This window comes from Neorhizobium sp. NPDC001467 (assembly GCF_050275975.1).
Taxonomy (GTDB): Bacteria; Pseudomonadota; Alphaproteobacteria; order Rhizobiales; family Rhizobiaceae; genus Neorhizobium.
Map to the genome: position 1 here is coordinate 248,278 of NZ_JBNNPS010000003.1, position 21,639 is coordinate 269,916.

Here is a 21,639-nt window from a genome sequence, read left to right on the forward strand (position 1 = left end):
CGCGAATATGGAGAGACTTGCCGGCAAAGTGAAGGGGCCAGGTCCGCAAAACCGGTACAAAAGGGAAACGGCGACGTCATTGGCCCGTCTCAGGCGCGCTTAGCCCATGGCGCCGGCAATGCGTCTGGCATCAACCGTCGGAGCGCTGGACGCGTGCTCAGCAATCCAGCCGTCCAGCCGTTCCGGTGGCATCGGGCGGGCGAAGAAATAGCCCTGCGCGGTATGGCATCCCAGATCCTGGAGGGCAGCAGCGTCTTCCGGCGTCTCGACACCTTCGACGAGAACGTCGATCGACAGCGACTGACCGAGGCCCACCAGTGCCGAGACGATATTCTGGCTCTGGCGGCTGGAGGTAACGCCGGCAGCGATGCCACGATCGATTTTCAGGCGATCGACCTTGAGGCCGGTGAGATAGGTCAGCGACGAATGGCCGGCGCCGAAATCGTCGACTGCGAGCTTGTACCCGGACGAGGCGATGCGGGCAAGCTGATCGCCGATCGTTGCCGTGTCGAGCAGGGCTTCCTCGGTGATCTCGATTTCCAGCCGTGCGGGATCGATCTTGTGGCGGCTGACGATGGCGTCGACGAGATCGACGACGGAATAGAGTGACAGTTCGCGCGGCGAGACGTTGATCGACACGGTCGCATGCGGCAGGCCGAGATCCGGCAATCGTTTCAGCAGGCGGCATGCGGCTTCGGCGATCGTGCCGGTGAGCTTGTCGGACTGATGCGTGGCGAGCGCCGCCAGCACGATATCGGGCGGGGCAATGGCGCCGAGTTGCGGATGGTGCCAGCGCACCAGCGCCTCGAAGCCGATAATGCCGCTCCGGTCGAGCATGACCTGTGGTTGGAACCAGGCTTCCACCGCGCCGCTGGCGATGGCGGCGCCAAGATCCTGCTCGATCTGGTGACGGCGGGTGGCGGCGATGCGGAAACTCGGGTCGAATTCGCACCACCGGCTGCGGCCGCCGTCCTTGGCGCGGTAAAGCGCCATGTCCGCGCAGATAAACAATTCCTCGGCGTTGGCAGCGTGATCGGGATAGATCGACAGGCCGATGGACGTGCCCACGAGGCAGCTATGGTCTGCAATGAGGATCGGATCATGGCTGCGCTCGAGCGTTTTCTCGCATTGCCGACGGGCCCGCTCGACGGCATGCGGGCCGGTATAGACGATCGCGAATTCGTCGCCGCCGAGACGGGCAAGCACGTCGGCGCAGTGAATGGACTGGCGCATCCGCCTGGAAATATGGACCAGAAGCGAATCGCCGACGCTGTGGCCGAGCGTGTCGTTGATGAGCTTGAATCCGTCCAGGTCGGCCACCAGCAGGGCCATTTGATCGCCCTTGTCGGTTTGGCAATTGGCGATGCCGGCAGCCAGCGCCTCGTTGAAGGCGGTGCGGTTGGCAAGGCCAGTCAGCGGGTCGCATTTGGCCAGATGTTCCAGCTGCGCATTGGTGGTGAGGATTTCGCTGTTTGCGCGCGACAGCGATTCCGCCAGCGCCTGCGCCTGCACCGTGCTACGCGTATTGCTGGCAAACGTGACTTCCGATTGCTTGCTGCCGCGGTAGAGCAGCAGCGTCAGGGCCGTCACGCAGAGCGCCAGCATCAGGCCGTGTGTCCCTTGCGGCAGAAGCGAGACGATGACGGAAAGATGCACGGGCAGGGCGAAGGCCAGCGGCGCAAAACTGTTACCGGCGCCCATCAGAACGGTTGCGGCGGCAATGCCGAGCATCATCAGATAGACACCGCCATCGATACTGGTCGCGTCGAAATCCGTGAACAGAAAGGGGAGTGCCGCCCAGGTGCATCCGGTGATAAATTTGCCGATGGCAAGGTGGCGCAGCGTCTTCTCGGGCTGCCGGTTTGCGAGGTCGCGGCGCATCATCGCCGCCGTCAGGCCGCCGCGCACGACCAATGTAAGCAACAGCAGCAGGAGCCAGTAGGGGGCAAGCGTTACCGTCCCGTGGCCGACCGTCGAAACCGCATAGGCGCAGCCGGCAATGACGGCATTGGTCGCCAGCATGTAATACATCCGGTCTATGACCGAAGCCGCCTGCGCTTTCGCGATCTCCGACTTGATGCGCGTCTCGTTCTCGTCCGTCAGGAAGCGGCCTGGCATCCCAATGCCTCATATGGTTTCAGCTGGGCTCGATATGCGCATGCCTCAATGAAAAATACATTAATAGTGCCAATGGCTTAAAGGTGATTTTGTGTCTGATATCGGCGCCTCTGGGAGGCGTTGAAATCTCGACCCACGGTGTAAGCGAGCCAATCCTGACGACGCATCACGCTGCGGATTACAAAGAGTTCATGTTGCAAAACCGCCTTATTCTGTTGCCGTTTGTCATGCAGTGCTACATCCACCTTGTAGAGGTTCGAAGCGAGGCGCCCGATGACAGTTTCCATCCCCACCATGGCGGCCATCCGATACGGGTATGGTCTGAAGCCGGGTGAAGAAAACGCGCCCGCCAACGCCGCCGATCTGATGAAACAGGTCACAAGGGGAGCGACGGCCAAGCCCCGTTTTCCAAGGGAAGGGTTCGAGGGACGGCGCGAAACGGCGTTGCGGCTGTTGTCGGTGCGCGCCGCCGAAGCCAAGACAGCGCAGGCCGGGAAGCCCAATGCCGAACTGCGACGCAATACACTACGCGAAGCCGACCGTATGCTGCGCCGCGATTCGTTTGCCCGCATCATGCAGGCGGTCTATTCCCAGAACGGTTTCTTCGAGCGGCTGGCGAGTTTCTGGGTCGATCATTTTTCCGTCAACGCCCGCAAGACCTATGCGATGCGCATGATCGTGCCGCTGTTCGAGGGCGAAGCGATCCGGCCCCATATCGGAGGCCCCTTCGTGAACCTCCTGCATGCCGCGGTGCTTCATCCGGCCATGTTGTTCTATCTCGACCAGAACCGCTCGGTCGGGCCTGAATCGCAGGCAGGGCTGCGCAACGGCACCGGGCTAAACGAAAATCTTGGGCGCGAACTGCTGGAACTGCACACGATGGGTGCTGGTTCCGGCTATACGCAGGATGATGTGCGCGGCGCCTCGCTTGTCCTGACCGGCGTGAGCGTGGACGCGCGCACGCTGGAGGTCGCCTATCGCCGGGCGCGGGCCGAACCCGGCCGGCTGTCGCTGCTGGGCAAGGCTTATGGCGAGGAGGGCCGTAGCGAGGCCGATCACGTCGCCATGCTCGACGATCTGGCGCGGCGGCCGGAAACGGCGCGGCACCTCTGCGCCAAGCTGGTACGCCATTTCATCGCCGACGAACCGCCGGTCGAGGTGATCGACGCTATGGTAGCGGCATGGACAGGCAGCGACGGCAATCTTACCGCCGTTTATCAGGCGATGCTCGACCATCCGCGTGCCTGGCAGGGTGAGGGCCAGAAATTCAAGCAGCCTTTCGATTTCGTGGTGTCGGGCCTGCGTGCTCTCGATGTCAAGGAAATGGAAATGACGGCCCTGGCCAAGGTGCTGGACGACGAGGATGCGGAAGTGCCTTTACGGCCCGACGAGGCCGAGGACGGCGACGACATGGCCCAGGCGGAAAGGCCGGGTCCGCGCGGCGCCGACATGGGGCGGCCGGATGCCGCAAGCGATCTCCAGGACGGCGCGTCGAGCGATATCAAGAAATCCGCGACCAAGGCGGCCGCGCCCAAGCCGGGTTTCGCCCGGGCCCTGACGTTCGGAGCGCTGCGGCGGATGGGCCAGCCGGTGTGGCAGCCACCAAGCCCGGCGGGCTTTGGCGACGATGCCGGAGCTTGGCTTTCGGCAAGCCAGCTCAGCGAGCGGATCGCCTGGGCCAGGCTGGCCGTGCGCGGGCTCGGCAGAGATCTCGATCCGCCCACCTTCCTTACAACGGCACTGGCGGATGCGGCACGGCCGGAAACGGTGCAGATCGTGGCGCAGGCACCCAACAAGGTGCACGGGCTGACCATGGTTCTGGTTTCGCCGGAATTCAACAGGAGATGACGATGGACGCATCGCAGGATTTTCGACTGTCGCGCCGCGGCTTTCTTGCTTCGGCCTGCTGCCTCGCGGCCGCGCCGCTGATGACGCCCGTCAGCTTTGCCGCAGCACCGGGCGATGCCCGTTTCGTGACCATCCTCCTTCGTGGCGCGATGGACGGGCTCGATCTCATCCAGCCCTATGGCGACCCGGCCTTTGCAGGTCTGCGTCCGAGACTTGCGCTGACGCCGGATACCGGACTGGCCGATCTCGACGGCCGCTTCGGGCTGCATCCGGCAGCCAACGCGCTGATGCCGCTGTGGCAGGCGCGCGAGCTCGCCTTCGTGCACGCCGTTTCGACGCCCTACCGCAACGCGCGCAGCCATTTCGATGGGCAGGATATCCTCGAAACCGGCGGTGCCCAGATGCGTGAGCGCAATGGCTGGCTCAACCGCACGCTGGCGACCATTCCGCGCACGGCAAGCCGTCGGGCGATCGACATCAACACTTCGATGGAACTGATCCTGTCCGGGCCCAACGATGTCGACGTGTGGTCGGCGCAGTCCGACATGGCTCTTGCGGCGGACGAAGTGCGGTTTCTCGAGCGGCTCTATGCCGGCGACGCCGGATTTGCCAAGGCCTTCGATGATGCGGTGCGCAGCGACCAGTCGACAGACCCGCTTTATGCCAGTGGCAAGCGCGGCGCCGGCGTTGCCGACCTTGCCAGACTGGCCGGCCATCTTCTGGCCCGCGACTACCGGATCGGCAGCTTTTCGATCAACGGTTGGGACACCCATGTGAACCAGAGAGCGCAGTTCGCACAGGTGGCGGGCACGCTTGCGCTTGCGATCACGACACTCAAGGACGCCATGGGGACGGACGCCTGGGCGAAAACCGTGGTTCTGGCAATGACGGAATTCGGCCGCACCGCCCGCCAGAACGGCAGCGGCGGCACCGATCACGGTACGGGCGGCGTCGCGGTGATGGCCGGCGGCGCGGTCGATGGCGGCAAGGTTTTCGGTGAGTGGCCGGGGCTGAGCGAAGACAAGCTTTACGAGAGCCGCGACCTGATGCCGACCGGCGATCTGCGCGAACTGGCGGCGGCGATGATCCACAAGCAGTACGGCGTTTCACCCGGTGATCTGACCAGCAAGGTGTTTCCAGGATTGAGTTTCGATACCGGCTCGATCTATCTGCGTGGATGAGGAATGGTCGGCACAGCCGACGAAACGATCCTGTCGATCGTTTCGAATGACGAACGCCGTGAGCCGAAGCAAAGAGCCGGGACAGGGTGCGGAATAGACCCTTCTCCCCCAAGACGGGGAGAAGAGACAGGCAGTCACACTCTGTTTCCTACTTCAGTCTCGCCACCACGAGATGGCCCGGGCTTGGCTGGCCATCCTGCATGCGCACATTGATTTCGGACATTTCGATCAATTCGAACCCGGTCTCTTTCAGGCGGTCGAGAATGTAGCTTTCGGCGTGGACGAAACGCTGATGCGGGCCGACGATATAGGGGCGGCCGTCGGCTTCCGGCAGCGTCTCGGAGGAGAACACGAAAATGCCGCCCTTGACCATGTTTTCGGCCGCGCCGAAGAAGATCGGCTCAAGCGCGCCGAGATAGGGCAGGACGTCGGTTGCGGTGATAAGGTCGAAGGGCTCGTCGTCATTGTCTTCGAGAAAATCCTCGACCTCGCCGACGTAAAGCGTTTCGTACAAATCCTTTTCATGAGCGATCTGCACCATGTTTTCGGAAATATCGAGGCCAGTAATGTCGTCCGCCATGTCGCGCAGGGCGCCGCCGGTCAGGCCCGTGCCGCAACCGAGATCCAGCATGCGCTTGAAGGGTCCGAGATCGAGCGACTGCAGGTGCTGGCGCACCATCATAGGGACCGTATAGCCAAGCTGCTCGACGAGAATGTCCTCGAAGCTTTCAGCATGCTGGTCGAACAGGGTTTCAACATAGGCGTCCGGCGCGCGCGGTGGGGTTTCGCCACGGCCCATCGAAGCGAGGCGCACTGCGGCGCCGCCGTGATCTTCGGGGTCGAGTTCCAGCACTTCGGCATAGGCTTTCGCTGCGCCATCGAGATCGCCGGATTTTTCGAGATCCAGGGCGCGGTTATAGGCTTCGGCCAGGGCTTCCTCATCGATCTTGGTCATGCTGCGTCCTTTCCGTTGCCCGTTGATGTGGCCGCGCTTGTAGCGGGAATACGTGTTTTTGCAATGGCGGAGAGCGATGGGCGCCTCAGCTTTGCCTGAATGGCGCGTTCAGGTGGAGTTCAGGCCGTCAGCAGCACGCTTGGGAACAATTTTAATGGGTGGTCGTTGAGGCCTGCCCGTACAGGGCCAGGCTCCCGCAAGAGGAGTTTCGCTCACAAGGTCTGCAGGGATGCGAGATCATCAAGGAGGTCCCATGTCGAAGAAACATCGTCTTATGACCGCGCGGTTCAGGGCCGGCGTTGCCATGCCCGTTCTAACGCTGTCGCTGCTGTGGCAGCCGGCGCTGGCCGCACCGGTCGCGCCGGGCGCGCTTGCCGTTCCGTCTCGTGGTCATGTCACCGCGCCCGACAACGTGATCCGAGTTCAGGAGCAACCCGCTGCCGAACAACCGATCCTGCCGCCGGACGCCGCGCCCGCTCAGGAAGAGGCGCCGGCCCAGGCAGAGCGCCCGCGCCGCGAACAGGCACCCGAGGCGCCCGCCGAAGCTGAGCCGCAGGCCGAGCAGCCGTCGGCGCGCGAACCGCAACGCCGAGAAGCGCCGGCCGCTTCCGACGCGACATCCGGTACATCTTCCGAGGCCGCACCTTCCGAGGCGCCGGCCGAACGCCCGCAACGACCCGCGCGCAGCCAGAATGGCGGCGCGGACGCATCCGAAAGTCAGTCCGGCACCGAGAGACCGCGCGGCGAACGTCCACGTGGCGAAGGGCAGCCCGGCGAGGGCCGTCCGCAGGGCGAGCGCCCACGCCGTGATCGGCCGACCGAAGGGTCGCAGCCTGATGCGCAGCAGCCCGGGACGCAACAGCGTGGCAACCGCTCCGCAGAGCAGCCGGCTGCCGAAGACACCGCTCCGGCAGGCCGTCCGGCCCGATCGGGCGAGGGGCGTGCGCCTGCAGCCGGAGAAGCGCCTGCGGCGCGGCCGGGCAGGCCAGCCGCACCGTCGGATGCTGCTCCGGGCACTGCCGCACCGAACACGGTGACGCCTGACGCAGCAACGCCCCCGGATGCCGCGGCTCCAGCTGCACCCGGTCGGCCTGCCGCGCCACCAGCGTCCCAGAGAGCTCCGGCTGACCCGTCGCAGACACTGGCGCCGGCACCATCCGATCCGTCCTCCGCTTCCGGCCAGCCCGGCGCAGCACCCGTTGCGCCCGGTACGCCGGCATCAGGTACGCCAGCATCAGGTACGCCGGCACCGGGCACGCCCGCAGCAGCGGCTGCAGGTGCGGAGACCGCAGCGCCACCGGCCGGTCCACGCACGCCCGAAGAGATCGAGCGCGCCAAGGCCGTCGCCAAGGACCCGTCCTCGGCCACCGGGCCTGTGGTGCTGCCGGTGGAGAACGGCGCCGCCGTGCTGGACAGTGCCAAGGAATATCCGTCGGCTCCGGCCGCCGCTCCAAATGCTGCGCCGGGAGCCCCGGCGTCCGCCGGCCGCCCGCGTGGGCCGCGTGAGGGCGGACAGCCTGCCGCTGCGGCCCCCGCAGGCCCGCCGCCGACTTCCGACGCCGAAGCGCAGGCGCTGGCACCGGGCGAGCGTCCGCGCGCACCCATCAGGATGGAAGCGGCCACTGCCGAGCGTGGCGAACGTCTGGACGGGCGTCCGCGTTTCGAGCGGCCGGAAGGGTTCCGCGAACGTGGCGGCGAGCGGGATGGCAGCCGCGTCATCCTGCAGTTCGACAACCGCACTATCGTGCGCCATGACGACAGCCGTCGTTTCTACGATGAAGGCTATGAGCCGGAATACGAGCGTCTGCGCGGCGGCCGCACGCGTGAGATCATCGAACGTGACAACGGTGTGCGGATCGTCACCATCCGCAATCGCTACGGCGATGTGGTGCAGCGTTCGCGCATCGGCGACGACGGCCGCGAATACGTGCTCTACTATGCGCCGGAACTGATTGAGGAGCGTGAGCAGCCCCGGCGCTGGCGCGATCCGGGTCTGGACCTGCCGCCCATGCGCCTGACGGTGCCGCTGGACGACTATATCATCGACACGTCCTCCGAGCCGGACCGGGATTATTACGAATTCCTGGAACAGCCGCCAGTGGAACGCGTCGAACGGGTCTACTCGCTCGACGAGGTGCGCTATTCGGCCCGTATCCGCGACAAGGTACGCCGTATTGATCTGGATACGGTCACCTTTGCAACCGGCAGCGCCGAGATCCCAATGAACCAGGCCTCGTCGCTGCGTAAGGTAGCGCAGGCGATCAAGGACGTGCTCGATCGCGATCCGGCCGAAACGTTCCTGATCGAGGGCCATACCGATGCCGTCGGCTCCGATGACAGCAATCTCGTTCTTTCCGACGAGCGCGCCGAATCCGTCGCACGCGTGCTGACTGACGCCTTCGACATTCCGCCGGAAAACCTGGCCACGCAGGGCTATGGCGAACGGTACCTGAAGGTGCGTACCGATGGCCCGTCGCAGGAAAACCGCCGCGTCACCATTCGCCGCATCACACCGCTGGTAAAGCCGGTGGCGCAGAAGTGACGTCATACCGCGCCTGAACAAAGGAAAGCCGCCGGCGCATGTCCGGCGGCTTTTTCGTTTACAGGGTTTTGTCAAAATCCACCGAAGTATCCATGCCGCCGGAGGGCGAGGGATAGGAGAACCGGCCGAACTGCCGGTAGCCGCGACGTTCCCAGAAGGCGAGCGTGGCGGATGTCTGCGCATCGGCATGCAGATAGGCAAGCCGGTAACCGCGACTTCGGGCCTCGACCTCCAGTGCCGCCACGATGCGGCTGCCCAGCCCTTTGCCGCGGCAGGCCGGCGCAAGATAGACGCGAGCAATCTGGCAAGTGTTCTGCCCAGCGTAACGGCCGGCGAGACGAGCGGCGGTGGCGGGTTTGCGCTGAAGATCGTAGAAACCGCCAGTGCCGATGATGGAACCACTCTCGTTCCGGACGACGCGAAAACCGCCGCCGTATTGCGGCAGATACCAGCCGCATCCGACAGCCTCCGTCAGGCTGTCGAGATCGGCGTGCCATTCGCGATGATAGTCGATGCCATAGAAATCCCGGATGATGCCCAAGCAGAACGCCCGTGCGGCCTGAGCACTATCCGGGATTTTCAGCGCTTCGATCGTGTAGGGAGAGGGCATGGTTGGCACCCTTTAAGATTCGCAGCGCAGGCCGCTCGCGACAGATCATGACTCCGCTGCGCCTGCCTGCGTCCTTGCGATGGTGACGGTTTTTAAGCGCTCGCCAGCGCAAAGATCTCGGCGATGCGCTCGATCCCGGCCTGATCCTTTGCGTCGAACCGGGCAAGGTTTGGGCTGTCGAGGTCGATAACGCCGATAAGTTCACCCTCGCGTAGGATCGGTACGACCAATTCCGACCGCGACGCGGCATCGCAGGCGATATGGCCGGGAAAGGCGTGGACGTCTTCGACCAGAACGGAGTGGCGTTGCTGCGCCGCCGCACCGCAGACCCCACGGCCGAGCGGAATGCGCACGCAGGCCGTCTTGCCCTGGAAGGGGCCGAGGACAAGTTCGCCATGCTTCAGGAGGTAGAAACCGGCCCAATTGAGATCGGGCATCGTCTGATAAAGCAGCGCAGCGGTATTGGCCGCATTGGCAATGAAGTCGCGCTCGCCTTCGAGAAGCGCCTGCAATTGGCCGGCAAGCTGACGATAAAACTCGGTCTTGTCGTCGGTGACGATGGCCGTGGTCTGAAACATGGCTGTTCCTTCGAGTAGGGTGAAGGATCGTTTACGGCCTGGCATCTGCCAAGGCAAGGTAAGGGATTCCCGCGGCTTTACACGTCTACCGTGACCGCACCACGTCACATCGCGTTCACTTTGCCGTGGCCGAGCGCAGATCACGCCCGGTTTGGAGTCCCAGACCATCTTGGTACGGTGGGGTGCGCTTGACCTTCGTGGACGGGTCCGCTCTAAATGATTGCGCTCCCGTTCATTTCCGCGCCCAGTCGAAGTCAGGATACCGCTTGCCCAATCGTGCACTGAGATGGCTTATGCCACCAGACGGAGAAAGCTGGGTCGGTTTTTACGACGGACTGGAGGTTGCCTTCGTCTGGCCAGAGGGCACGCGTGGCAATCACATCGCCTCTTGGCAGTGGAAACTGGCGGAGTGCGAAGAAGCAGGCCGGGTCGACGGCACGGACGATGAAACGCGGGATCGGCTGTCGGCGCAGAAGGTCGCGGAACAGGCCTATTTCGGGCGTTCCTGAGATCCTGCCCGGAAGACGGGTAGGGATTGCGAGGGTCGATCCGGTTAGGCGGAGCGGATCGGAGGGTCGCATGGAACTTCTTCTGGTAGGCGCTAGCGGGCTTGTCGGTGGCGAAGTGCTGAAACAGGCGCTCGCGGATCCGCGTGTTGCCCATGTCGTGGCACCTGGCCGCCGGCCTTTGCCTGTGCATCCCAGGCTCGAAGCACCGATCTTTGATTTCGACAGTCTGACCGGTGACGAACCGTTCTGGCGGGGCAATGCGGTGATCTGCACGCTGGGGACAACAATCAAGACAGCCGGTTCGCGCGAAGCCTTCGCACGCGTGGATCATGACTATCCGCTGGCGGTCGCTAAGGCCATGCATGCGCGCGGAACGAAAATCTTTGTGCTCAATTCCGCGATAGGCGCCGATGCCCGCTCGCCTTTCTTCTACAGCCGGGTCAAAGGTCGGCTCGAAGCGGATCTGACGGCCATCGGCTTTTCGTCACTGTCGCTCGTGCGACCCGGCCTGATCGGTGGCGAACGCGTCGAGCGTCGGCGCGGCGAGGCGGTAGCCGGAAGGATCCTCGAAGCGGTCGGGCCGATCCTGCCGCGGCGCTGGCGCGTCAATCCCGCACCGGTCATTGCGAGGGTTCTCCTGCGATGCGCGCTTTCGGCCGCGGCGGGTGTTCACATCATCGGTTCGGAAGAACTGACGGCTTGAGCTACAGGCGGTTGCCCTGCGGCGCTGGGTCGGCCTCGTCCTTGACCGTTTCGGACGCGGGCTTATGCTTTCGCATGAACCGATCCCGCATGATGGCTGCTGCCGTGCCTCCCGTGAGGATGCGGAGGCCCGGCTGGCGACGAGCGTCGACATGCGGATTGTCATTGCGCAAGGAGAGGGTTTGCCGATGAAACCGCGTATTACCGTGCTGACGCTTGGCGTCGCCGATCTCGAACAGTCGCTGGTCTTTTATCGGGACGGGCTCGGCCTGCCGACCGAGGGCATTGTCGGGCGTGAGTTCGAACATGGCGCCGTTGCCTTTTTCGATCTCTCCGGGGGCTTGAAGCTCGCGCTGTGGGCGCAGGCCGACATTGCTCACGATACGGGCCTATCCGACCCGCCGCCGGGTTCGGTGTCGTTTACAATCGGCCATAACGTGCGCGAACGCAGCGAGGTGGACGCGGTAATGGCCAAGGCCGAACGCGCCGGCGCGCGTATCATCAAGCCAGCGCAGGATACGTTCTATGGCGGCTATGCCGGATATTTCAGCGATCCGAACGGCCATATCTGGGAAGTGGTATGGGCTTCCCAGTTCCTGCCGGAGGACTGATCCGCTACCTGCCTACTGGAATTCGGGCGGACGTGGGCGCGGCAGTGGCACGTCGGCGACGTTCTCCGTGGCCCAGGTGGTGATGGCGTGATTGACGGCTGGAATATCGTCTTTCAGGAAACTTTCATGGCCAGGAAGGCCCATCGGGTAGAGCGCATTGCGCTCCGCCTCATAGGCAGCGCTGGCATCCGTGCACAGTTTCGCCCGCATGTCGGGAGGCGTCGCATCTGTACGGTTGGTCAGAGCCTCGACGCGACCGGCAGTGGGAAGGCGGTTGTCGAAAGCTTCCGTCATGAATTGCGCGGCACGTTCGTTCCGCTCGCGCTCGGTCGTGGCGCCCATCATGACGATCATGACGCTGCGGCCGTTGCGGCTGGCAAGGCCGACGTAATTGCGCCCGGAGGCGCACAGGAACCCGGTTTTCATGCCGATCGTGCCGGCATAGCGGGTCAGCAACTGGTTGTTGGACTTGATTTCCTTGCCGTCGATCGTGACGGCGGCGGCTTCGAAGAAGCGACGATATTCGGGAAAGCGCTTCTCGATGTCGAGGCCGAGGATCGCGAGATCGCGCGCGGTCGTATAATTGTCCTTGTCGAAAAGGCCGTTGGGGCTGGCGAAATGGGTGCCGTTCATGCCCAGTCGCTCTGCCTGCGCATTCATGCGGCGAATGAAGGCGGGCAGGTCGCCGCCGACCTTTTCGGCAAGCGCGACGGCTACGTCATTAGCCGATGCCACCAGCGCCGCAAACAGAGCGTCCTCCAGCGTCATCGTGCGGCCGAAGGTGAGGCCGGATTCGAGAAAGGCCTGTCTTGCGGCATTGCGGGTGATCATTACCGGCGTGTCCAACGTGACCTCGCCGGCGCGCAGCGCCTCGAAAGTCACAAGGGCTGTCATCAGCTTGGTGGTGGAGGCAGGATACCACGGCGCGCCCGCGTCTTCCTGATAAAGGACCGCATGGCTGGCGGCATCCACCACCAGTACGGGCGTGGCCTGCGCCGCTGTGGTGGACAAAAGTCCGCTCAGCGCGACGAGGATCTTCAGCGGGCGTCCGATAATACGGGTGGTGATCATGCGCAGTCTCCGAAAGGAACCTTGTCCTAGGGAAAATCGGCGCTTCTGGCAACGGTCACCGCGACGGCTCGCCCGATTGACTGCGTCGTCTTGCTGCCGCCGGGCACCGCAACGAACGGGGATGCCCGAGAAACATACCCCGGATGAAGAGCGTCCAAGCATGCCGTAACGTGACCTATCGCTGCGGCAGGCGCCGGCCGGTCCACGTGCATATTGGCTGCGGCCCTTGGCGGGAATGCCGGCAGGCAACCTTTGTCGGGCCAAAGCGTTGCTCGAGCGGAGCGGCCGTCACTCGCATCAGGCCGATGTGAAAGGGGAGGCGTCATGGATCGGATCACCGGCGGATGCCGTTGCGGCAAGGTCAGGATCGTCGCAACGGGGGTGCCTTACCGCGTCGGCCTGTGTCACTGCCTCGACTGCCGAAAGGCGCACGGGGCGCTCTTTTATGCTGCCGCGATATTTCCCGAAACGGCAGTGACGATTAACGGCGATACCCGCGATTATCGCAACCGGCATTTCTGTGCCGATTGCGGTTCGCAATTGTTCGGGCGCTATGCGGGCGAGATCGAGATCCATCTTGGCACGTTCGACGAGATCGACCGGTTCCAACCCACCTACGAGTGCTGGACGATCCGCCGGGAAAGCTGGCTGCCGGAATTTCCGTTGAAGCGACGGTATGAGAAGAACCGTGAGGGGCAGGGGCGCCGCGAGGACCTGGGTGCTTGACGTCCAACGACGACAGGCGGCCACAGCGGGCTTCTCGACGCAGGAACGACTAATGAAGGGCACGATTCCGATGAGGACGCGCCAATGCTCCTGAGACCACCGGAAGATACGCAGTTTCCCCTTGTTAAATCCAGAATGGCTGAACCGCGGCGCCCCGATCGTACGGGCGCCTACGCCCTATGCGTCAGCGGGGACGCGCCGGATATGCAACGAGCCGACCCCGCTCGAGTCAACGGAGCTTCTTCCGTTTGATAATGAACGACCCTAACCGCGCACTGCAGCCTCGATGGCGGTCACGTCGATTTTCTTCATCGTCATCATGGCGTCGAAGGCGCGCTTGGCGGTTGCACCGCCCTGCCGCAGGGCGTCCATGAGGGTGCCCGGCGTGACCTGCCACGACAGGCGCCACCTGTCCTTGCGCCAGCCGCATTCGCTTCGCCCCCGCCATTACCCTGATGGTGTCCCTATACGGTCAGTTTCCGCCTGGTCGCCGGTCAGGACATGGAAGGAAAAGGCTTCCGAGTGTTTGAACTGCGGTCCGCCATTAAGGCCCATGCGAGGGGTCCCGAGCACCGTGAACTCCACCACCAGCATATCGCCCGGGGCGCGAATGACCTTGCCGACCGAGCTGTCTGAAAAGGTTTCGGCGTAGAAGCGGGCGGCGTTCTCGGCCTCTCTGTCGTACCAGAGGGCAGCCTGTTCCCGTCCAAGACGGCGCGCTCCCGTTATTGGCATCATTTACGAGAATGATCAGTTTCGCTGTGGGAAAGCCGAAATCGCCAATGACAGCGCCCCAAGTTCGCATTAACCAAGGTTTTTGCGAGCCGATAGATGCGAGCGACGATCGAGGCCGGTCGCCTATCCGCAAAGCGCAACTTACAAGAGCCACGCCTCCGATCGTAATGCAATACTGGTACGTTGTGAAAACGCGTGCCCGGTCGTCTGGCGAAACCAACAGACGGGCACTATGATGAGGGAACGGGCATGAGCGAAACGGGCGGTTATTTTCCGCGCTGGCGGCTGAAGACGGAAGGGCGCATCCTGCCCGACGAACGGCTGCCGGGCGGACAGACGGTTGTGCTGGGCTTCCAGCATGTGGTGGCGATGTTCGGCTCGACCGTGCTTGCGCCGATGATCATGGGGTTTGATCCGAACGTATCGATCCTGTTTTCGGGCATTGCGACGCTCATCTTCTTCATCGCAGTCGGCGGCCGCGTGCCGAGCTATCTCGGTTCATCTTTTGCCTTTATCGGCCCGGTTCTGGTGGCCACGACTGCCGCGGCCGGCGCGCCCAATCCGAATATCGGCCTTGCCTTGGGTGGCATCATCGCCGCCGGTGCGCTTTACACGATGATCGGCATCATCGTGATGATGGCCGGCCATCGCTGGATCGAACTGCTGATGCCGCCGGTCCTGACCGGCGCGATCGTTGCCGCCATCGGCCTCGTGCTTGCGCCGATCGCGATCGCCAGCGCATCCGGCACCGGCACGGCCAGCCCCGAAGGCAGCCAGCTGTCGCGCTGGGTAGCGATCGCCACGGTTGCCGCCGTCGGCCTCGTTGCGGTCTATGCCCCCGGCCTCACACGCCGCCTGCCGATCCTGATCGGCGGCGCCTTCGCCTATCTCCTCTATCTCGTCCTTGCCAACGGCATGGGATACGGCACGCCAATCGATTTTTCCGGTGTGGCCGCCGCCGCATGGTTCGGCCTGCCGAAATTCACGGCGCCTGTATTTTCCGCCTCCGCGGTGACGCTGATCGCCCCGGTCGTGGTCATCCTCGTTGCCGAAAACCTTGGGCACATCAAGGCGATCGGAGCAATGACTGGCCGCAACCTCGACCCTTATCTCGGTCGCGCCTTCATCGGTGACGGCGTCGCCACGATGTTTTCCGGCTTCTTCGGCGGCACCGGCATGACCACCTATGCGGAAAACATGGGCGTGATGGCCGTGACCCGGATCTTTTCGACCCTGGTCTTCCTTGTGGCGGCGGGCGTCGCTATCCTGCTCGGCTTCTCGCCGAAATTCGGCGCGCTGATCCAGACCATTCCCGGCCCGGTTCTCGGCGGTCTTTCGATTGTCGTCTTCGGCTTGATTGCTGCCACCGCCGGCCGGATCTGGGTTGAAAACAAGGTCGACTTCTCGGAGCCGCGCAACCTGATCACCGTCGGTGTGGCGCTTGTTCTGGGCGCCGGCAATTTCAAGCTCGATATTGCCGGCTTCACGCTCGATGGGATCGGCACCGCGACGATTGGCGCGATCGTGCTCTATCACGCGCTCGGCTGGGCAAGCCCTCGCAGGGATGCCGACACCGTCTGAGCGGTCGAACAGTTCGAAACCTAAATGGGCCGCGTCAGCGGCCCATTCCTGTTTGTGAAGACCACCTATTCGCCGCCGATCAGTTCCTTGACGCGGCGGCCAAGCGCGTCGGCCACGAAGGGTTTGGTCATCACCTGCATGCCGCGCTCCAGGTGACCATGGTTGAGCACGGCGTTTTCCGCATAACCGGTCACGAACAGGACATTGAGATCCGGGCGCTCGACCCGGGCAGCATCGGCCAACTGCCGTCCGTTCATGCCGTTCGGCATGCCGACATCGGTGATCAGGAGGTCGATATCCGGCCGCGTGTTGAGGATCTTCAGCGCGGAAGGGCCGTCTTCGGCCTCCAGCACGGAATAACCCAGATCCTGCAGGATTTCGACAGCCACCATGCGTACCAGGGGTTCGTCATCGACCACGAGAATGAGGTTCTGGCCGTTGGCCACCGGTGCCGGCGTGTCGTCGATCGGCAGTTCCTCGGCCTCTCCTTCGGCCGCATGGCGGGGGAGGTAGATGCAGATCATCGTCCCCTTGTCGATTTCGGAATAAATGCGCGCCGCACCGCCGGACTGGCCGGCAAAGCCGTAGACCATCGACAGGCCGAGCCCGGTCCCCTGACCGATCGGCTTGGTGGTGAAGAAGGGGTCGAAGGCGCGCTCGACGATATCGGCCGGCATGCCCGTGCCGGTGTCGCTGACGCAAAGCGAGATATATTGGCCGGGCGGCAGGCCCCGTTGCGCCGCAGCGCGCTCGTCGAGCCAGCGATTGCCGGTCTCGATGGTCAGCTTGCCGCCGTCGGGCATGGCGTCGCGCGCGTTGATACACAGGTTGAGCAGCGCATTCTCCAGCTGGCCGACATCCACGAAGGCGGTCCATAGACCACCGGCCGCGACGGTTTCGATGGCGATGCCCGGGCCAACGCTGCGAGTGATCAATTCCTGCATGCCGGCAACGACGCGATTGACGTCGGAAGGCTTGGGATCGAGCGTCTGGCGGCGGGAAAAGGCAAGCAGGCGCTGGGTGAGGGCGGCGGCCCGTTTGACGGCGGATTGCGCCCCGGTGAGATACCGGTCGATATCGCCGATGCGGCCCTGCGCAAGCCGCGTCTTCATCAGCTCCAGACTGCCTCCGATTCCGGCAAGAATATTATTGAAGTCATGGGCGAGACCACCGGTCAACTGGCCCACGGCTTCCATTTTCTGGGCCTGTCGCAGCGCTTCCTCCGCGGCCAGGAGCGCGGTCGTGCGTTGCTCGACGCGTTGTTCCAGTGTGTCGTTCAGACTACGCAGTGCCGCAAGGGCACGGTCGCGCTCGGCCTCGACGGCGCGGCGGTTTTCGATGTCGATGAGAACGCCCGGAAAGTTGAGCGGCGTGCCATCGGCAGACAGTTCGACCCGTCCATTGGCCTCTAGCCAGTAATATTTGCCATCCCGGCGCCGGGTCCGGTATTGATGCGCATAGGCCCCGCCGCGGGCGAGCGCCTCGGACATGGCCTTCGCCAAACCGTCACGATCGTCGGGATGGACGGTCTCCACCAAATTCTCGAGCTTCAAGCCGACACGACCGAGCGCCGGATCGAGCCCGAAAGCCATGGAGAACGCATCGTCGACCGTAAAGGAATCGGCCTGAACGTCCCATAGCCACGTCCCGATAATGGCACCGGCTCCCAAAGCAAGCTGGACGCGCTCGACAGCGTCGCGGGCGCGCGCCTCGCTGTCGCGCAGCGCGGATTCGGCGCGTTTGCGCTCGGTGATATCGCGAAAGAGTACGGAGACCTGTCGCAGGCTTTGAGGTTCGACCCGTGTCGCGGACACCTCGATATGGCGGCCGATGGCAACGAATTCCTGCTCGAAACGAATGACCATGCCGGTTTCCAGCACGCCGCCAATGACCTTGAGCCAGACATCGGCATTGTCGGGCTCGATTTCGCGCAGTCGTTTGCCGACGATGCCGGCGATCCCGGTCTGGCGCTCATAGCCCGAATTGGATTCGATATGGACGTAATCGCTCAAGGGGCCGTGCGGCCCGTCGATGAACTCGATGATGCAAAAGCCGTCATCGATGGCCTCGAACAATGCGCGACGGCGTGCCTCGCTTTCTTCGAACTGCGCCTGAACGGTGGAACCATCCGCCAGGGCCCGCAAGCGGCTCACCTCGTCCTCGAGTTCCTGTCGCGTTAGCGACGCGATGTTTGAAGTCCCACCTGAATGCACTGGCCAACCTTTCGAACGCGCGTTCTGCTTAGCATATAAGTCTGAGGAATGAAGTGGGTTGCACGCCAGGATGTTTCAGGCGCGCTTTTGCCGTGCGCAACTGCCACTTGCCACAAGCCGGTGACGAGGCGAACCGAAGCCCGGACCGCTCGAAATGTCCATATCGAACATTTCTAATATTAGGAGTTATTACTAATTAAGAGAATACTGAAATATTGACGTCATTCTTTTTACGGGCGTTTTCAGCATGCGGCAGTTTCGACGTAAAATCCGTGATCTTCTTGTCGAGCGGGAGGGCAATTTCGGCGTCATGACGGCGCTGATACTGCCTGTGCTGCTCGGTACGGCCGGCATCGCGATAGATGCCACCAACCTGTTCTTGTCGAAGGCGCAGTTGCAAGATGCCACGGATGCCGCGGCCCTTGCGGTCTCCTCGCGCCTTGCCGACAAGAAGATCGACAGCACCGCCGGCTCCGAATACGGCAAAAATTTCGTCGCGGGGCGGTTTTCGACGACCGCCGATGCCGCGACCCTGGCGGCGCTCAAGACTGGAACGACAGTGTCGATCACGACGAAGGCGCAGGGCACGTCGGGGAAGTCCTTCGAAGTTGCCGTCAATGCGCGGCTCGCCGTGCCTTTGACACCACTGACCCGGCTCGTGTTCGGCCAGGAGGTCAATGTTGCAACGGTCAGCAAGACTGTCAGCGGTTACGGCGGCCCTCGGGGCCTGTCGATGGAAGTGCTGCTCGATACATCCGGTTCAATGGCGTTTGCCACGACGACGCAGCGCACCCGGTGCAAAGTACCGCTTTTGAATATCTGCCTTCTCTACGAGACCTATTTCGTCACCAAGCTCGATGCCGTCAAGGAGGCGGCAACGGCGCTTTTCGACGGTCTCGACAATGTCGATCCCACGCCGAAATTTATCCGAACCGGTGTCATCAACTATGCCAATGGGCTGGTCGGCCAGTCCGCCATGGCCTGGGGCACGACGAAATCGCGCAGCCAGCTTGCAAGCATTACCAGGGCCGAGGGCGGTACGGACGCGACGAACTCCGTCGATACGGCCACCGTCAATATCAAGGTCAACGCGACCAAGACCGACACCGAAAGCCTCGAGCAGAAGAAGAACGGGAACGACCCTGTCGACCGTGCGATCGTGCTGATGACCGATGGGGAAATGACCGGCGCCGGCGCGACCTGGGATCCGACCATAGACAATAACGTGCGCCAGAAATGCACTTCTGCCAAAGCGGCCGGCATCCAGGTCTATACCGTTGCCTTCATGGCGCCGGCCAAGGGCCACGAACTGCTGAAATTCTGTGCCACGACGCCGGCCAATTACTACGAATCGAACACCGTCGACGCGCTGATCGCCGCGTTTGCGGAAATCGCCCAGAAGGCGACCGCCCAGCCCAGCCGGCTGACCAATTGAGGCGGGCTCTCACTTCGCGGGCAGGCCGACTTTCGCTGCGATGAAGTCGGCGATCGCCATTGTGTCGTCGAGATCGAAAACCGGGATGATACTGCCGTCCACGGCATGATCGGCGGCGATGGCGACGATATGGGGGTCGCCCGGTGCCAGCGGTTCGCGATTGGCCGATTGAAGCCGCCGCGCTTCGATCTTCGGCACGGCTTCGCGCTTGTAGCCTTCGATGAGGACAAGATCGCAAGGCGCTATGCGGGCCAGAATATCCTCGAAACTCGGTTCCGGCGCACCGCGCAGTTCGTGCATGATCGCGAAACGTGTCCCCGAAACGATGGTCACTTCATGCGCGCCGGCCTCCCGATGGCGGAAACTGTCGGCGCCGACCTTGTCGATATCGAAATCGTGGTGGGCATGCTTGATCGTCGAGATCCGGTAGCCGCGACGGGTGAATTCAGCAACAAGGCGGACGGCCAGCCCGGTCTTGCCCGAGTTTTTCCAGCCCGAAATGCCGAAAATACGCTGGTTCATGGCTGCTCCAGATAGGTTTGTGCCCGGCCGAAATCCTCGGGCGTATTGACGTTGAAGAAAGGATCGCGCGGACCGGCCGGCGTGTCCTCCGCTTCGAATGCGACGGTCACATGGGGGTGACGGGCAACGAACGCCTTGACGCGGCGATTGTCGGGCTGTTCCAGCCATGCTTCGAGGTCGTCCAGAACATCGAGAGGCCACAGCGCATAGACCGGATGCAGATGGCCACTCGATTCGGCAAGGGCAATTGTCGCGTCGTCCGCACAGGCAGAGGCCAGGCGCGCGACCAGATCGCGCGGCATAAACGGACCGTCGGCAGCCACGCTTGCCATATGGGTGTAGATACCCGCAGACGAGAAATGGCGAAGCCCGGCGGCGATGCCAGCAAGCGGGCCCTGATGGTCTTCAAGCCTGTCTTCGACGAGCGGCAGGCCGTCCGGCGTTACAAAGCCACGCACGGCGTTGACGGCGAGCGATGCCACTTGGGGGCCAAGACGCCTGATGACATGGGCGATCATCGGCTGTCCGGCGAGCGTCATGGACGTCTTGTCACGGCCCATGCGGCGCGAGCGGCCGCCGGCGAGAACGAGGCCGGCGATGGTGTCCGGGGTGGGGGCGGGCATGATGGTTTTCCTCACGCAGGTGGGGCCGGTTCGGTCTCGGCGGCCGTTGCATGACGGCGGCGGCTCTCTCGGTAAAAGGTGTAAAGGCCGGACGCGACAACGAGCGACACGCCGAGGATCATCCCATTGTCGGGCGTTTCGCCGAAGAACAGCAGGCCTATGCCAAGTGCCCAGACGAGACTGGTATAGCGAAACGGCGCCACGAAGGAAATTTCGCCGCTGCGCATGGCAAGGATGATCGACTGGTAGCCCGCAAGCACGAGGAGGGCGGCCAGTGCCAGAAGGCCGAACGTGCCGGCATCGAGCGGACGCCAGCCGCCCATGGGAACGATCAGGCAGCCGCCGATCAAGGTGACGACCGTGCTGGTCAGGACGCTGACGGAAATCGACGGGATGGAAGGATCGACCCGTTTGGTAACGAGATCACGCCCGGCCGTGAAGAACACCGCAGCGACGGCGAAAAGGGCATCCGGCACGAAACCTGCCGGTCCGGGCCTCAAAATGATGAGAACGCCCGCAAAGCCGACGCCAATCGCGGCCCAGCGGCGCCAGCCGACCTTCTCGCCGAGAAACAGCGCCGCACCAAGCGTGACGGCAAGCGGCAGCGATTGCAGGATAGACGAGGCATTGGCGAAGGGAATGCGGCTGAGAGCGGTCAGGTAAGTCAGCGTCGCACCGATTTCGAAAAATACCCGCAGAAGCATCATCGGATCGGTGAGCATACGGCGGTCGGGAAGTGCCTTCAGATGGCGGGCGACCATGAGAACAAGCCCAACGGTCATGGCACCGCGCACAAACATGATCTGCGCCACCGACACCTGCGCTGACGCCGCCTTGACCAGAGCATCGTTGCAGATGAACACGGCCATGGCGAGCACCATGTAAAGCGCGCCCCTGGAATTTGGCGATCCCTTCATTTCTTTCCCCCGGCCATGTGACGCATCATCGATCGAAAGCGGGAAGCCGCTTGCTGATCGATAGCGTCAGGACGTGCCCTCATTAATCCGCTTCGGCGGAAATGAAAACGGCGGAAGCGGTCGGCCGGTGCAATCGTCGCACCGCAGAAGAAAATGAAGCTT

Annotated in this window: 18 protein-coding genes and 1 pseudogene; 9 read left to right on the forward strand and 10 right to left on the reverse strand. The window is 63.3% G+C overall.

All coding sequences use genetic code 11. The features are described from left to right. Positions 1-99: 99 nt before the first annotated feature. Positions 100-2,118: a putative bifunctional diguanylate cyclase/phosphodiesterase gene (locus tag ACQKKX_RS09675; protein ID WP_427570435.1), complete on the reverse strand. Its 2,019-nt coding sequence runs from the start codon at positions 2,116-2,118 to the stop codon at positions 100-102. 273 nt (positions 2,119-2,391) lie between these two features. On the opposite strand from ACQKKX_RS09675, the gene ACQKKX_RS09680 reads away from it, so the two are divergent. Together ACQKKX_RS09680 and ACQKKX_RS09685 are read left to right on the forward strand one after the other, a co-directional pair. Continuing rightward, the gene (locus tag ACQKKX_RS09680) at positions 2,392-3,966 is read left to right on the forward strand and encodes a DUF1800 domain-containing protein (protein ID WP_427570436.1); all 1,575 of its coding nucleotides are present in this window, start codon (positions 2,392-2,394) and stop codon (positions 3,964-3,966) included. A gap of 2 nt (positions 3,967-3,968) precedes the next feature. After that, positions 3,969-5,147, forward strand: coding sequence for a DUF1501 domain-containing protein (locus ACQKKX_RS09685; protein WP_427570437.1), 1,179 nt, complete (start codon positions 3,969-3,971; stop codon positions 5,145-5,147). A 148-nt stretch (positions 5,148-5,295) separates the two neighbouring features. On the opposite strand, the gene ACQKKX_RS09690 is transcribed toward ACQKKX_RS09685, so the two are convergent. Further along, a complete protein-coding gene (locus ACQKKX_RS09690; protein ID WP_427570438.1) occupies positions 5,296-6,102 on the reverse strand; it encodes a methyltransferase domain-containing protein in 807 nt (268 codons plus the stop codon). A 253-nt stretch (positions 6,103-6,355) separates the two neighbouring features. Here ACQKKX_RS09690 and ACQKKX_RS09695 point away from each other — a divergent pair, with 253 nt between their 5' ends. Further along, the gene (locus tag ACQKKX_RS09695) at positions 6,356-8,644 is read left to right on the forward strand and encodes an OmpA family protein (protein ID WP_427570439.1); all 2,289 of its coding nucleotides are present in this window, start codon (positions 6,356-6,358) and stop codon (positions 8,642-8,644) included. Positions 8,645-8,702: 58 nt separating this feature from the next. On the opposite strand, the gene ACQKKX_RS09700 is transcribed toward ACQKKX_RS09695, so the two are convergent. Both ACQKKX_RS09700 and ACQKKX_RS09705 read right to left on the reverse strand, forming a co-directional pair. Beyond that, on the reverse strand, positions 8,703-9,254 hold the full coding sequence (locus ACQKKX_RS09700; RefSeq protein ID WP_427570440.1) for a GNAT family N-acetyltransferase: 552 nt from the start codon (positions 9,252-9,254) through the stop codon (positions 8,703-8,705). Positions 9,255-9,346: 92 nt separating this feature from the next. Then, on the reverse strand, positions 9,347-9,832 hold the full coding sequence (locus tag ACQKKX_RS09705) for a GAF domain-containing protein (protein ID WP_427570441.1): 486 nt from the start codon (positions 9,830-9,832) through the stop codon (positions 9,347-9,349). Positions 9,833-10,125: 293 nt separating this feature from the next. On the opposite strand from ACQKKX_RS09705, the gene ACQKKX_RS09710 reads away from it, so the two are divergent. The 3 genes from ACQKKX_RS09710 to ACQKKX_RS09720 all read left to right on the forward strand — a co-directional run bounded on the left by ACQKKX_RS09710 (position 10,126) and on the right by ACQKKX_RS09720 (position 11,654). Beyond that, entirely contained in the window at positions 10,126-10,341 is a 216-nt protein-coding gene (locus tag ACQKKX_RS09710) for a hypothetical protein (RefSeq protein WP_427570442.1), read from the forward strand. A 70-nt stretch (positions 10,342-10,411) separates the two neighbouring features. Next, positions 10,412-11,044: an NAD-dependent dehydratase gene (locus tag ACQKKX_RS09715; RefSeq protein ID WP_427570443.1), complete on the forward strand. Its 633-nt coding sequence runs from the start codon at positions 10,412-10,414 to the stop codon at positions 11,042-11,044. 187 nt (positions 11,045-11,231) lie between these two features. After that, a complete protein-coding gene (locus ACQKKX_RS09720) occupies positions 11,232-11,654 on the forward strand; it encodes a VOC family protein (RefSeq protein ID WP_427570445.1) in 423 nt (140 codons plus the stop codon). A gap of 12 nt (positions 11,655-11,666) precedes the next feature. On the opposite strand, the gene ACQKKX_RS09725 is transcribed toward ACQKKX_RS09720, so the two are convergent. Next, a complete protein-coding gene (locus ACQKKX_RS09725; RefSeq protein WP_427570446.1) occupies positions 11,667-12,725 on the reverse strand; it encodes a D-alanyl-D-alanine carboxypeptidase family protein in 1,059 nt (352 codons plus the stop codon). Positions 12,726-13,049: 324 nt separating this feature from the next. Here ACQKKX_RS09725 and ACQKKX_RS09730 point away from each other — a divergent pair, with 324 nt between their 5' ends. Continuing rightward, positions 13,050-13,451: a GFA family protein gene (locus ACQKKX_RS09730; protein WP_427570447.1), complete on the forward strand. Its 402-nt coding sequence runs from the start codon at positions 13,050-13,052 to the stop codon at positions 13,449-13,451. 264 nt (positions 13,452-13,715) lie between these two features. On the opposite strand, the pseudogene ACQKKX_RS09735 reads toward ACQKKX_RS09730, so the two are convergent. Next, a pseudogene (locus ACQKKX_RS09735) lies at positions 13,716-14,186 on the reverse strand (VOC family protein). Positions 14,187-14,435: 249 nt separating this feature from the next. Here ACQKKX_RS09735 and ACQKKX_RS09740 point away from each other — a divergent pair. Then, positions 14,436-15,767, forward strand: a complete 1,332-nt coding sequence (locus ACQKKX_RS09740; protein WP_427570448.1) for a solute carrier family 23 protein — start codon at positions 14,436-14,438, stop codon at positions 15,765-15,767. Positions 15,768-15,832: 65 nt separating this feature from the next. Here ACQKKX_RS09740 and ACQKKX_RS09745 read toward each other — a convergent pair whose 3' ends face one another. Further along, positions 15,833-17,920: a response regulator gene (locus tag ACQKKX_RS09745; protein ID WP_427570449.1), complete on the reverse strand. Its 2,088-nt coding sequence runs from the start codon at positions 17,918-17,920 to the stop codon at positions 15,833-15,835. Between the two features lie 307 nt (positions 17,921-18,227). Here ACQKKX_RS09745 and ACQKKX_RS09750 point away from each other — a divergent pair, with 307 nt between their 5' ends. Continuing rightward, positions 18,228-19,415, forward strand: a complete 1,188-nt coding sequence (locus ACQKKX_RS09750; protein ID WP_427570451.1) for a vWA domain-containing protein — start codon at positions 18,228-18,230, stop codon at positions 19,413-19,415. 9 nt (positions 19,416-19,424) lie between these two features. On the opposite strand, the gene mobB is transcribed toward ACQKKX_RS09750, so the two are convergent. The 3 genes from mobB to ACQKKX_RS09765 are packed head-to-tail and all read right to left on the reverse strand — an operon-like array spanning position 19,425 to position 21,477. Next, positions 19,425-19,937, reverse strand: coding sequence for a molybdopterin-guanine dinucleotide biosynthesis protein B (gene mobB, locus ACQKKX_RS09755; protein WP_427570452.1), 513 nt, complete (start codon positions 19,935-19,937; stop codon positions 19,425-19,427). Then, a complete protein-coding gene (gene mobA / locus ACQKKX_RS09760) occupies positions 19,934-20,560 on the reverse strand; it encodes a molybdenum cofactor guanylyltransferase MobA (protein ID WP_427570453.1) in 627 nt (208 codons plus the stop codon). The genes mobB and mobA overlap by 4 nt, the downstream gene beginning before the upstream one ends. A gap of 11 nt (positions 20,561-20,571) precedes the next feature. Next, a complete protein-coding gene (locus ACQKKX_RS09765) occupies positions 20,572-21,477 on the reverse strand; it encodes a DMT family transporter (protein WP_427570454.1) in 906 nt (301 codons plus the stop codon). Positions 21,478-21,639: the final 162 nt, after the last annotated feature.